Genomic DNA, 13,607 nt, shown 5'->3' on the forward strand with positions numbered 1-13,607 from the left:
GCGGATGACACGGATGGCGCAGATCAGCAGCCGGCTGCGTTCCGCATTCACGCGCGTTTATCGCCTGGCGCGGCGGTTCGTCGTCGTCATCGGCGTCACGATTGCCGTCGTCCTGGTGTCAACCCTGACCATCGACCTGGGGCCGGCGCTCAAGGCCCGGGCCGAGACCGCGGGCAGCAACTGGTTCGAGCGGAAGGTGACCATCGGCCGGCTGGGCGTGCACCTCGGGCGCGGCCGCTTTGTCGTCGAAGACCTGCGCATCGACGGCATGCTCCCGGGCGAGCCGCCCTGGCTGGTCGCCAGGCACATCGAGACGTCGATCACCTGGAGCGCGCTGTTCGGACGGGAGATCCTGCTCGACAACGTCGAGATGACCGACTGGCGCATGGTGGTCGAGTCGTTTCCCGACGGGCGGCAGACCTTTCCCCGCCTCACCGGACCGCCGCGGCCGCCGCGGACGGGACCGCGCCTGGTGGTGACCACGCTGCAGTATGTCCGCGCGCATCGCGGCGAGCTGGTGGTCAACGACTACGGTTCCGACTGGTTTGCCGTGGCGCCGAACCTGGACGTGACCGTCGCCAAGGCCGGCGACTACCGCGGCACGCTCAAGTTCGCCGGCGGCACCATCGCCATTCAGAAGTACGTGCCGATGTCGGCCAACCTGTCGTCGGCGTTCAGGCTGGTTGACGGCAAGGTCGTGTTCGACCGCATCGATCTGCTCACCGATGGCGCGGTGTCGCAGATCACGGGGACCGTGGATCCGGCGCAGTGGCCGGAGCAGTTGTATCAGGTCAAGTCGCGCATGCAGTTCCCGAAGATGCGCGAGATCTTCTTTGCCCACGACAGCTTCAGCCTGTCGGGCGAAGGCAGCTTCGCCGGGACGTTTCACATGTTCAAGGGCGGCCGCGAGCTGAAGGGCGACTTCACCAGCGCCGTCGCCGGCGTCAACGACTTGCGATTCCCCAACCTGGCCGGCTCGGTGGTCTGGGTGCGGGATCGGATGGAAGTGACGCGCGCGACCTCCGATTTCGCCGGCGGCCGGACGCGCTTTCGCTACGAGATGTCGCCGCTCGGCAATCCCGTGACGCCGGCGCGCGCGCAGTTCGACGCCGACTATACGGACGTTGACCTGACGGCCCTGACCGACTTCTACCAGATGCGCGGGCTGCGCGTGGCCGGCCGCGCCACCGGCAGCAACCAGATGGAATGGCCGCTCGGTCGCTTTGCCGAAGCGACGGGCGCCGGCGCGGTGACGTTCACCGCGCCGCCGGGCACGGCGCTGCAGGGACCGCAACTGCCAGCGGCCGCCGCCGCCGCCGCCCGCGAGCGGTACGCCATCCAGGGCCCGTTCAGCAATCACACGCCGCTGACGCCGCTCGCGGTGGCGGGGAGCCTCACCTACGCGTTTGATCCCGAAGCGATCCGCTTCGAGCCCAGCCAGGTCTTCACTGAAGACACCTACGTCGCGTTCGAAGGTGCCACCGCCTATGGCGATCGGTCGAAGATGCCCTTCCGCGTGACCAGCCGCAACTGGCAGGAAAGCGACCGCATGCTGGCCGGCATCATGACCGCGTTCGGCGCGACGACCAATGCGATTGCGGTGGACGGGGTCGGCCGGTTCGACGGCGTGTTGCTGGGCGCGTTCCGGCGTCCGCGTATCGAGGGCCGGTTGGTGGCATCGGAAATGCGCGCGTGGGACGTGAACTGGGGCGACATCGACGGCGACTTCGTGGTCGAGAACTCGTACGCCAACATCAGCCGCTCGGTGATTCGCTCGGGCTTGTCGCGGATGGACGTGACCGGGCAGTTCTCGCTGGGCTATCCGCGCGCCGATGGCGGCGAGGAGATGGACGCCCGCATCCGCGTGGCCGAGCGCCCCCTGGTTGACCTGCGCGAGGCGTTCGACCTCCAGGATTACGAGGTCGATGGTGCCCTGTCCGGCGACTTCCACGTCTACGGCCAGTACGAAGGACCGCACGGGTTCGGCCGCATGACAATCGCCCGCGGCATTGCCTACGACGAGCCGTTCGCCGAGGCCGAGGCCGCGCTGCGGTTCGAGGGCGCCGGCGTCCGCCTCGACGCGATCCAGATGCGCAAGGGCGGCGGCCTGGTCACCGCCGCCGCCTACGTCGGCTGGAACGGCACCTATTCGTTCAATGCCGCCGGGCGGGGGGTGGCCGTGGAGACACTGGCGCTGACCACGTTCCCGGGCTATCCGACGATCTTCGGCTCGCTCGACTTCAGCGTCGAGGGCACCGGGACCTTTGAGTTGCCGCGCTACGACGTGAAATTCAGCGCCCGCGACCTGTTCTTCGGCGACGAGGGCGTCGGTGAGATGACGGGCCGGCTGTCGATGCGCGGCCTGCTGATGACCTACGAGATGGAGGTCGCCTCCACGCGCATGGCGGTTTCGGGCACCGGCCGGGTGGAACTGAACGACGAGATGGACGCGGAGCTGTCGTTCCGGGTCAGCGACACCTCGCTCGATCCGTTCATCCGCGCGTTCCAGCCGACGTTCTCGCCGTTTACCTCCGCCATCGCCAGCGGCACCATCCGCGTGGTCGGCGAGCTCTACAACCCGGACGCGTTGCGCATCGACACCGCCGTCGAGCTCGTCGACCTGCGCCTCGTCGACTACCGCCTGCGCAATGCGGCGCCCATCCTGCTGAGCGTGGAGGGCCAGCGGCTGCAGGTGGACTCGCTGCGCCTGGTCGGTGACGGCACCGAGCTGGATGTGACCGGCACGGTCGATCTGCGCGATCAGTCGCTGGCGCTGCAGGCCAACGGCGCCGCCAACCTGGCCGTGCTCCAGGGCTTTGTCGCCGACGTGCGCAGCTCGGGCCGCGCCGAAGTCACCGCCCGCATCACTGGCACCGCGCGCGAGCCGGTGGTGGCCGGCAATGCGCTCCTGACCACCGGCCGCCTGCGCCAGTTTTCGTTCCCGCACGCGCTCGAAGACCTGAACGGCATTGTCACGTTTGACGGGACCGGCGTCCGGCTCGACGGCCTGACCGCGCGGCTCGGCGGCGGCCCGGTGCGGTTTGGCGGCCGCATCGGCCTGGCGGCGTACCAGCTGAGCGAGTTCGATGTCACCGTCACCGGCCTGGACATGCGGCTGCGCTATCCCGAGGGCATGCGGTCGCTGGTGGATGCGACGCTGGCGCTGCAGGGGCCGGCGGCGTCGCCGGTCGTCACCGGCACGGTGCTGGTCAAGAGCGCGAGCTGGACGCGTGGCATCGACACCTCGGGCGGCCTGTTCAGCGGCCTCACCGGCGGCGACGCGGCGCTGCCGGTCGTCGCCGGGCAACTGGCGGCCGCGCCGGCCTCCACCCTCCGGTTTGACGTGCGCCTGCTCGCGCCCGGGACCCTGCGCATCGACAACGACCAGGCGCGCATCGTCGCCAGCGCCGACCTCGCGCTGCGCGGCACGCTCGATCGCCCGCTGGTGTTCGGCCGCGCCGAGATCGTGCGCGGCGAGGTCGAGTTCGAAGGCCGGCGCTACGCGGTCACGCGCGGCAGCCTGGATTTCGCGAACCCCGATCGCATCCAGCCGTTCTTCGACATCGAGGCCGAGACCCGCGTGCGGGTGCCGCGCCAGACCTACCGCATCACCATGCGCATGGCCGGCACCACCGAGCGGCTGCAGCCGCAGTTCCAGTCGGATCCGCCGCTGCCGACGCTCGACATCCTGTCGCTGTTGTTCAGCGACCAGGCGCCCAGCGGCGACATGGAACTGGCGCGCCTGCAGCGGCCCAACGAGCAGGAGCAGCGGCTGGTCGAAGCCCGCGCGACGCGCGCCCTGACCGGCGCCCTGTCGGCCGAAGTGGGCCGGGTCGTCGAACAGACGTTCGGCGTTGACACCTTCCAGATCACGCCGCTCCTGAACGACCCGTACCAGCAGTCGGCGCGGGTCAACCTGAACCCGACCGCGCGCATCACCATCGGCAAGCGCATCTCGAACCGCATCTTCCTGACCTACGCGCGGAGCCTGTCGTCGGCCACCCACGACGAGATCATCCTGCTCGAGTTCGACGAGAGCGACACGCTGTCGTGGGTGCTGTCGCAGAACGAAGACCGCACCTACGCCATCGAAGTGCGCAAGAGGCACGCCTTCTGATGCGCCACCGCGCCGCGACCCTGGTTCTGGCGGCGGCGCTGCTGCTCGCCACCGCCGTCGGCGCCGCCCACGCCCAGCCCTACCTTGGGCGTACCGTCGCCGACGTCCGCGTCGAGGTGGCCGGGGTGATGCTCGTGGACCCGGCCGTGATCGAGCTGGTCGAGACGCGCATCGGCGAGCCGCTCACCATGATCAAGGTCCGCTCGACCATCGATCACCTCGTCGGGCTGGGACGCTTTGAAGACGTGCGCGTGTTCGCGTCGCCGTCGGACCAGGGCGTGACCGTGCGATGGCTGCTGACGCCGGTCCGTCGCATCGCGGCGGTCCGGATCACCGGCGATGCCCAGCTGCCCGAGCAGGGCATCCGCACCGAGCTGACCGATCGCTTCGGCGCGCTGCCATCCGCCAGCCGCGTGCCCGACATGGTCGCCGCCCTCGAGGCGTTCTACGCCGATCGCGGCTTTCGCCAGGCCTCGATCCTGCCGCGTCTCGAGGAGCAGGACCCACGGCCCGAGCGCGTCACGCTGCTGCTCGCCGTGAACGCCGGCGCCCGCGCCGCGATTCAGGCGGTGACCGTGGCGACCTCGCCGCTGATGCCCGAGGCCGACGTGCTCCGGCGCCTCAATCTCCAGGTTGGCCGCCCGTTCGACCGGGTGGCGCTCGACGCCCGCATTGCCGACTACGAAGAGGAACTCCGCGGGCTCGGCTACTACGAAGCGCGCGTGCGCCAGAGCCACGACTTTTCAGCCGATGGCACGGGCGTCACCGTGCTGCTCGGCGTCGAGCCCGGACCGCATGTGCGGGTGGTGTTCGAAGGGGATCCCCTGGAGGGCGACCGCGAGGCCCTCGTCCCGGTTCGCGCCGAACGATCGGTGGACCAGGACCTGCTCGAAGATGGGAGCCGCAACATCGAAGAGGCCCTTCGGCGCCAGGGTTTCCGCGCCGCGCAGGCGCCCTACGCGCGCCGCCAGGACGGCGATGACGTGGTCGTGACCTTCACCGTGACGAGAGGGCCGCAGCACCGCGTCGCCCTGGTCGATGTTTCGGGCCTGGCCGGCCTGGATCGCGCCGGCATCGCGCCGTTGCTGCTCGTGAGAGCGGGCGAGCCGTTCGTGGAAGCGCGCATGGGTGCCGTGGCGTCCGCCATCACGGAGCTGTACCGGGTCCGTGGCTTCTCGCAGGCGGCGGTGAAGCCGGCCATCCAGGTGTTGCCGGCCGAGACCCGCGGCGGCGCGTCGTTCCGGCCGGTCGAGGTCCGGTTCGAGATCCTGGAAGGGCCGCAGACCCTGGTCACCGAGGTCACGGTCGAGGGCGCCAAGGCCATTGCCCCGCAACAACTGGCGGCGCAGATGGCGCTGTCATCCGGCCGGCCGTTCTACCGCCCGCAACTGGCCGCCGACCGCGACGCCCTGCAGCGCGCCTACCGGAACCTGGGCTACCAGGGCGCGTCGGTCATCTCGCAGCTCGCGTTTGCCGACGAGCAGCGCCGCGTCGCCATCACCTGGACGATCGCCGAAGGCCCGCAGATCCTGGTGGACCACGTGCTGATCAAGGGCAACGATCGCGCCGGTGTTGACCTGATCCGCCGCGCGCTCACCATCAGCCCGGGCAGCCCGATGAGCGACGATGCGCTGATCGAGAGCCAGCGGCAGCTGGCGGCGACCGGCCTGTTCCGCCGCGTGCGGGTGACGGAACTGCCGCGCACCGGATCCAACACCCGTGACGTGCTGGTCGATCTCGAGGAAGCGCCGGCGACGACGGTCAGCTATGGCGGCGGTTTCGAAGTGGGCCGCATCACCCGCGAAGACGACTCGGGCCAGGCGGTGGACAAGCTGGACGTCGCGCCGCGCGGCTTCTTCGACATCAGCCGGCGCAACCTGTGGGGCAAGAACCGGTCGGTCACGCTGTTCGCGCGGGTGTCGCTCCGCCAGAGCGATCCGGGCGTGGACAACACCGATCCATCCAACACCGGCGGCTACGGCTTCAACGACTACCGCGGGCTATTCACGTTCCGCGAGCCGCGGGCCTTCGGGACCGCCGGCGACGCCCAGTTCACGGCGTTCGTGGAGCAAGGGCTGCGCTCGAGCTTCGACTTCAACCGCAAGGGCCTGACGGCCGACTACGCGAAGCGCTTCACCGCCTTCACGTTTACCGGCCGCTACACCTTCGATTACACCAGGCTGTTCAACGAGCGCATCGCCGCCGAGGATCAATTGCTGATCGATCGCCTGTTCCCGCAGGTCAAGCTGTCGAAGGTCTTCGGCTCGGTCCTCCGCGACTCACGGAATGACGTGCTCGATCCTCAACAGGGCTCGGTCGTCGGCGTTGACGCCTCGCTGGCCGCCAAGCGGATGGGATCGGAGGTCGGCTTCGTCAAGACCTTCGCGCAGGGCTTCATCTACCGCCGCCTGCCGGGCCGCGGCTTCGTGCTGGCCGCCGGCGCGCGCATCGGCGTCGCGGTCGGCTTCGCGCAGGCGGTGCCGCCGGTGTTCGAGATTGCCGGGACGCCGGAGGGCCCGGTGGCGCGCGGCGCGGCGCGCGCGGCGACATTCCCGACCGTCATCCGCGAGTTGCCGGCGAGCGAACGGTTCTTTGGCGGCGGTGACACCACGGTGCGCGGCTTCGCGCTGGACCGTCTCGGCACGCCACAGACCCTCGACCCGCAGGGCTTTCCGCAGGGCGGCAACGGCCTGGCCGTGTTCAACCTCGAGGCCCGGGCGCCGTATTGGAAGAACCTGCAGTTTGTGTGGTTCACCGACGCCGGCAACGTCTTCAAGCAGGCGTCCGACATCCGCCTGGATGAGTTGCGCGTGACCAGCGGCGTCGGCTTCCGCTATCGATCGCCGATCGGCCCGCTGCGCGTGGACTGGGGCTTCAAGATCAGCACGCGGTTGCTGCTCACCGGCGGACGAGAACGGTCCAACGTGTTGCACATTTCTTTGGGACAGGCCTTCTGATGCGCCGCCTGCTCACTCTGGTGTTCGTGGCCTGGACGGCGTCGGCCGCCGACGCGCTCGCGCAGCCCGGCGAGTTGATCGAGCGCACCCTCGCCATTGTCGGCACGCAGGTCATCACGCTGGGCGACGCGCGGGCCGCCGTGCGCCTGGGGTTGGTGGACGCCGCCCCGTCCGCCGATGCCGCGGGCATCACCCAGCCGCTCGTGGATCGCGAGTTGGTCCTGCGCGAAGTGCAGCGCTATGCGCCCCCGGCCCCGTCGGAAAGCGCGGTGGACGCGCGGCTGGATGACATCAGGAAGCGGGTCGCCGGTGCGGCCGAAATGGCGCGTGTGCTGGACGAGACGGGATTCACCGAGGCGCGCCTGCGGGCCTGGGTCCGCGACGACCTGCGGGCGGTCGCCTATCTCGCGCAGCGGTTCGCATCCGCGAGCACCCCGACCGACACCGAGATTTCGGCCGCCTATACCCGGCAGCGGGCCGAGTTCGACCGGGCGGGCACCACCTTCGAGCAGGCGGCGCCGATCCTGCGCGAACGGCTGGTCGTGTCACGCCGCCGCGAACTGATCGCCGACTGGGTGTCGGACCTTCGCCGCCGAACCGACGTCGTGATCCTGGTTCAATAGCTCACGGGGGTGAGGATGCTCCCGGAGAAAACGGCACCGCTTACGGTGCGGTCTATGAGCTCATCTCAACGGCTTTCTCCGGGAGCATCCTCACCCCCGTGAGCTGTCGGACACCATCGAGCCGTGATGTCACCGCAGAAACGCGCGCAGCAATTCGCCGCAGTTGAACAAGCTGTGGCTGACGATGGATGCCACGGCGCTCCCGCGCGTCAGGTAGATCGCGCCCCACGCCGCGCCCAGTGCGCCGGTGAGGATCGCCGCATCCCAGCCCTGCAGGGTGTGACCCAGCCCGAACGCCACGCTGGTGATCAGGAGTCCGGCCCCGGTGCTGCCGAGGTCGTGCGAGAACCGGTGCAGCAGGAACGCGCGCTGCAGTTCTTCGCGCAGGCCACCGGCCACAATCACCACGACCAGGAACGCGAGCAGGCCGGTCTGCGTGCCCAGCAGCCCTGCGAGCGGATTCTCCGGCACATTGCGGAGCGACGGCGCGACGGCGCGGATGACGAGCGTGAGGGCCAGCACCATCGCGACGACGAACGGCACCGACAGCAGGCCGACCACGGCCTCCTCGCCGGCCCGCCGGGTGCCGAAGAAGACCTGCCGCGGCTGTTCGCCATTCCTGATCAACAGCCACAGCATCAGCGCCACCAGCACCGCGGTGTCGCCGAGTGACAGCGCGAACACGAACGTGGCCGACAGCGAACCATTGGCGTTCAGCGGCGCGATGCCGGCGTCCTTCAGCGCCTCGCCCAGCATGATCTGCGTCGGGTATCCCGAGCACAGCACGATCTCGGCCCACGCGCGCCAGGGGCTGCGCAAGGGCGCGGGCGGCGCCGGCGGGGACGCCGGATTGGCGGTGGGTTCGGGTTCGGCTTCGGCTGCGGTTGGGGGGAGCACGGTGGTGGGTCTCGCTCTGGCCGATGGTACACTCGAAACAGTGGCTGAGCCGACTTCACATGCCGCCGAACGTGTCCTCGTCGTCGACGATGACCCTGCCACGCGCAGCGGGCTGACCGAACTGGTGCGGGCGTGGGGGTTCACCGCCGAGTCCGCGAGCGACGGCGCCGAGGCGCTGGAGCGGGTGACCGACTTCCGGCCCTCGATCATCGTCTCGGACATGGTGATGCCGAGAATGAGCGGGCTCGACCTGCTCAACGCCCTCAAGGGCGACGTCGAGCACATCAAGGTAATCCTGCTGACGGCGCAGGGCACCGTGGACACCGCCGTCGAGGCCGTCAAGGCCGGCGCCGAAGACTACCTGACCAAGCCGCTCGATCCGCACAAGCTGCAGCGGTTGCTCGAGCGGCTGGCGGAGATCAACCGGCAGAAGCGCGAGAACCAGGCGCTGCGGCGCCAGTTGAACGAGCGCGGGCGGTTCGGCCGCATCATCGGGCACAGCGCCTCGATGCGCGCCCTCTATCACGTGCTGGAACAGGCGGCGCCGACGCCGGCGTCGATGTTGCTGCTGGGCGAATCCGGCACCGGCAAGGAGCTGGTGGCGCAGACCATTCACCAGTTGAGCCCGCGCGCTGCGGCGCCGTTCATCGCCCTCAACTGCGCGGCGATTCCCGACACCCTGCTCGAGAGCGAGATCTTCGGCCACGAGCGGGGCGCGTTCACCGGCGCGACCGAGCGGCGGCTGGGCTGCTTCGAGCTGGCCGACCGCGGCACGCTGTTCCTCGACGAGATTGCGGAGATGACGCCGGCGACGCAGGTGAAGCTGCTGCGGGTGCTGCAGGAGCGGAAGTTCCGCCGCCTGGGCGGCCGCACCGAGCAGGAAGTGGACGTGCGGGTGATTGCCGCCACCAACGTCGATCCGGTGGTGGCCATCCGCGAGGGCCGGTTGCGCGAGGACTTGTACTACCGGCTCAACGTGTTCAGCATCGCGCTGCCGCCGCTCCGCCAGCGCAAGGACGACCTGCCGCTCCTGATCCAGGCGTTCATCGACGAGTTCAACACGCGCGATCACCGCTCCGTGAAGACCGTGGCGCCGGCCGCCATGCGGCTGCTCGAACAGTACGACTGGCCCGGCAACGTCCGCGAGCTCCGCAACGTGATCGAGCGGGCCACGATCCTGGCCCGCGGCGAGGTGATCGAACCGGCGCACCTGCCGGCGCTGGGCCCGGCCGCCGCCGCGCCGGGCCCGGCCAACGCCCTGACCATCGCGCCCGGGATGACCGTGGACGAGGCGGAGCAGAAGCTGATCATGGCGACGCTCGCTGCCGCCGGCGGCAACAAGACCCGGGCCGCCGAGATGCTGGGGATCAGCTTGAAGACCCTGCATAACAAGCTCAATCGTTTCAAAGAAAACCAGAATCCGCCCTCCTGATCGCCATGCGGTTCTCGATCAAGCAGAAGCAGGTGCTCGGCGTCACGGCGATGGTGGCGATGGTCGTCACCGCGCTCAGCCTGCTCCATCTGGTGACCCTGGCCAGCGTGCTGCTTCAAGAGAGCCGCGCCCGCGCCGAACTGCTCGCCAACGCGATCTACCAGCAAGCCAAGGAAGTCGTCACCAGCCGCGAGACCGCCGCCGGCGAACTGCGCTCGAGCCGCAACGTGCAGTCGGCACTCGAGGCTGCGTTCTATTCACAGGACGTGGTGGACGCGGTCATTGTCGACGGCTCGAGCACGGTGCTGGCATCGAGCGACCCCGCGCAGGTGGGGAAGACGGTGCCGGCGCGGGTGCCGCTCAACAACATCCTGGCCGCGAGCGGCCTGGGCCAGGTGCGGGCCGTGTATGCCACCCAGCAGACGCTCGAGTGGAGCCAGCCGGTGGCGCTGGGCGACGAGCCGTTCGGCGAGATCCGCATCGGCCTGTCAACGCTGCTGGTCCGCGACGACCTCAACGAGTCGCTGGCGCCGGCGGCGCTGGCCGCGGGCGTGTCGCTGCTGGTGGCGGTGGTCGTGGCGATGCTGCTGGCGCAACTGGTGTTGCGGCCGATGCATGTGATCCGGAGCAGCCTGACGCGCCTGGGCCGCGGCGACCTCGGCGCCTCGCTCGACCTGCGCGCCGACGAGGAACTGCGCGACCTGGGCGACGTCTTCGACCAGGTGAGCGCGCAACTGCGAGCCGCCTCGCCCGGCGGGCTCAAGCCGGCGCAACTGGCCGAGATGTCGCGCCGCATCACCCAGGTGGGCCGCCTGTTCACGGGCGTGGCGCACGAGATGAAGAACCCGCTCAACGCCATGACCATCCACGTCGAGCTGTTGCGCGCGAAGCTGGGCGCCACGAGCCCGGCCTCTCCGCACCTGGATGTCATCGCCGGCGAGATCCGCAAGCTCGACGATCGCATCCAGGGTTTCCTGAAGTTCGTGCGTCCCGAAGAGGTGTCGTTCGGCCCGGTGCGCGTCGCCCCGTTGATTGGCAACGTGCTGGCGGCGGTCAGGCCGGAGGCGGAGCAGGCGGGCGTGAGCGTGCACGCCGGGTGCACGGACGAGTCGCTGGTCGTGGAAGGGGACGCGGCGCAACTGCGCGACCTGTTCCTGAACCTGGCGCAGAACGCCATCCAGGCCATGCCCAAGGGCGGCCGGTTGTCGATTGTCTGCGCGGCGCTGACCGACCGCCGGGTGCGCATCCGCGTCGAAGATACCGGGGTCGGCATTCCCCCGGAGAACCTCGAGCGGATCTTCGAGCTCTACTTCACGACCAAGGAACGGGGATCAGGCATGGGGCTGGCGCTGGCGTTTCGCACCGTGCAGGTTCACAACGGGACGATCGACGTCGAGTCCACGGTCGGGGTCGGCACGGCCTTCATCGTCGTCTTGCCAGCTGCGTGAAGCTTGTTCCGCCGTAGCTGATGTGTGCCAGCGAAGCGGAGGCGGATACAATCGTGATGATGTATCGCGGTCGGCTCGTGTCCCTCGTCGTGCTGAGTGCGTCGCTGAGCGCGTGCGCGGCCAAGGCGCAGGTGCGCACCGAGGTGGAGATGCCGCTGCTCGACCCGCCGCCTCCGCCACCGCGGGTCGTCACCACCTACCAGGAAGAGCCGGAGCCGCCGGCGCCGGCGCCGGTGGTGGAGCCGGTGACGCCGGCCCGGCCTCCGGCGCGGCCCGCCAGGGCAGAGGCGAGGCCGGAGCCGCCCGCCACGCCGGAACCGGCCGCGGACGCCGCGAGGCCGGCCTCGCCACTGTCCCTGACGCTCACGCCGTCGCCGGGCACAGAGATGCAAACGGCCGCGGCGATTCGCGACCTGATCGCCAGGGCCGGTCGTGATTTATCGCGGGTGAACGCCGGCGCGCTCGACGCCGACGGCCGCGCGCAGTTCGAGACCGCCCGGCGATTCCTGCAGCAGGCCGAAGACGCCCTCAAGGCCCGCAACGTCGTGTTTGCGGGAAAACTCGCCGATAAGGCCGCCACCATGGCGTCCGTCCTGGTCCGCTAATCCGGTCACCTCGCCTCGGGTTTTGACATCTAATCTTTGGTTGACGCGGTTGCACGCCCTTGCACGGAGGGCGTTGTTTACATTGCGGAAAAACTTTCGTTAAGCGAAAATAAAACGAATGGAAGTTTTCTGGCCTGTTTCCGCGAGATATTGCGGACGACCTAAAAGAAAAGCGCAACATGTTGTGGGTTAAGAGCTTGACAACAAATAGTTACAGGCGCATATTTGGCTCCGCGCGCGAAGATGATTTTCAATCGTCAGGCACCTCCCGGCGCCAAACGATTGGGACCAGATCGCAGCCGATTTCGAGAAGAAAGAAAAGCGATTTAGAGACGTCAGACCGCGCGTACCACACCAATTTAGAAGAACCGTTCGCTTAGATAGGGCGTCTGCCCCATGGGGAGGGGTGTCGCCATTCGGAGGAAGAAGCATGCAGGAAGGCGCTTCCCAAAAGGGTCTGTCAGCGGCCACCGCAGGACAGACTGTTAGCTCATCGTCGGGCAACGTGGAACCGGCAGAGTCAACACGCAGCCGAAAGTCTCAGGCCTCCCCCGGCCTGGAGTTTCCGCGTTTTTTCACGGTCGCCGGCAGCGACCCGTTCGATCAAATCGAATGGGAAGTGCGCGACGCGATCATCGGCAGCGAAAAGGGCACCGTTGTCTTCGAGCAACGGGGAGTCGAGATCCCGAAATCGTGGTCGCAACAGGCGACCAACATCGTTGTCTCAAAATATTTCCGGGGCCACATTGGTTCGCCCGAGCGCGAGCGCTCGGTCAGGCAGCTCATCGGCCGTGTCGTCGACACGATTACCGAGTGGGCGCGCAAGCAGAAGTATTTCGCGTCTGACTCGGCGCTCTCGGCGTTCAGCGACGACCTCAAGTTCCTGCTGGTGAACCAGAAGGCGGCCTTCAACAGCCCCGTGTGGTTCAACTGCGGGTTCGAAAAGGCGCCGCAGTGCTCCGCGTGCTTCATCAACGCGGTTGACGACACCATGGATTCGATCCTCGGCCTGGCCAAGACCGAGGGCATGCTGTTCAAGTTCGGGTCGGGCACCGGCAGCAACCTCTCGGCGATCCGGTCATCGCGGGAACTGCTGGCCGGCGGCGGCACCGCCTCGGGGCCGGTGTCGTTCATGAAGGGCTTCGACGCCTTCGCCGGCGTGATCAAGTCGGGCGGCAAGACGCGCCGCGCCGCCAAGATGGTCATCCTCAACGCCGAGCACCCCGACATCGTCGACTTCATCAACTGCAAGGTGGATGAAGAGAAGAAGGCGTGGGCACTGATCGACGCCGGCTACGACGGCTCGTTCACCGGCACCGCCTACGGCTCGGTGTTCTTCCAGAACTCCAACAACTCCGTGCGCGTGACCGACGAGTTCATGCGCGCGGTGCTGGACGATGGCCTGTGGCAGACCAAGGCGGTGACCACGGGCGAGGTGATGGACACCTACCGCGCCCGCGACGTCATGCGCCTGATCGCCGAAGGCACGTGGGTGTGCGGCGACCCAGGCATGCAGTTCGACACCACC

General features: G+C 68.6%; 8 protein-coding genes. 7 read left to right on the top strand and 1 reads right to left on the bottom strand.

Translation table 11 applies throughout. The annotated features are described in order from the left end of the window. Positions 1-4 precede the first annotated feature (4 nt). From WC815_23465 to WC815_23475, 3 genes are read left to right on the top strand one after another with little or no spacing between them, the layout of a single operon-like run. Positions 5-4,117 (top strand): translocation/assembly module TamB domain-containing protein, encoded by a 4,113-nt coding sequence (locus WC815_23465; protein ID MFA5911749.1) that lies wholly within the window; start codon positions 5-7, stop codon positions 4,115-4,117. Further along, on the top strand, positions 4,117-7,074 hold the full coding sequence (locus WC815_23470) for a POTRA domain-containing protein (protein MFA5911750.1): 2,958 nt from the start codon (positions 4,117-4,119) through the stop codon (positions 7,072-7,074). The genes WC815_23465 and WC815_23470 overlap by 1 nt, the downstream gene beginning before the upstream one ends. After that, the gene (locus WC815_23475; protein ID MFA5911751.1) at positions 7,074-7,697 is read left to right on the top strand and encodes a hypothetical protein; all 624 of its coding nucleotides are present in this window, start codon (positions 7,074-7,076) and stop codon (positions 7,695-7,697) included. The genes WC815_23470 and WC815_23475 overlap by 1 nt, the downstream gene beginning before the upstream one ends. Positions 7,698-7,826: 129 nt before the next feature. Here the strand turns inward: WC815_23475 and WC815_23480 are convergent, their stop codons facing one another. After that, positions 7,827-8,594 carry a type II CAAX endopeptidase family protein gene (locus WC815_23480; GenBank protein MFA5911752.1) on the bottom strand — a complete coding sequence of 256 codons (768 nt, stop codon included), beginning with the start codon at positions 8,592-8,594 and terminating at the stop codon, positions 7,827-7,829. A gap of 40 nt (positions 8,595-8,634) precedes the next feature. On the opposite strand from WC815_23480, the gene WC815_23485 reads away from it, so the two are divergent. From WC815_23485 to WC815_23500, 4 genes are all read left to right on the top strand, one after another. Continuing rightward, the gene (locus WC815_23485; protein ID MFA5911753.1) at positions 8,635-10,026 is read left to right on the top strand and encodes a sigma-54 dependent transcriptional regulator; all 1,392 of its coding nucleotides are present in this window, start codon (positions 8,635-8,637) and stop codon (positions 10,024-10,026) included. A 5-nt stretch (positions 10,027-10,031) separates the two neighbouring features. Then, complete coding sequence (locus WC815_23490; protein MFA5911754.1) at positions 10,032-11,474, top strand: ATP-binding protein; 1,443 nt, start codon at positions 10,032-10,034, stop codon at positions 11,472-11,474. A gap of 56 nt (positions 11,475-11,530) precedes the next feature. Next, positions 11,531-12,079 carry a hypothetical protein gene (locus WC815_23495; protein ID MFA5911755.1) on the top strand — a complete coding sequence of 183 codons (549 nt, stop codon included), beginning with the start codon at positions 11,531-11,533 and terminating at the stop codon, positions 12,077-12,079. Positions 12,080-12,698: 619 nt separating this feature from the next. Next, on the top strand, positions 12,699-13,607 hold a 909-nt coding region (locus WC815_23500), incomplete at its 3' end, for a hypothetical protein (GenBank protein ID MFA5911756.1).

This window comes from Vicinamibacterales bacterium (assembly GCA_041659285.1).
In the GTDB taxonomy this organism is placed as follows: Bacteria; Acidobacteriota; Vicinamibacteria; order Vicinamibacterales; family UBA2999; genus 12-FULL-67-14b.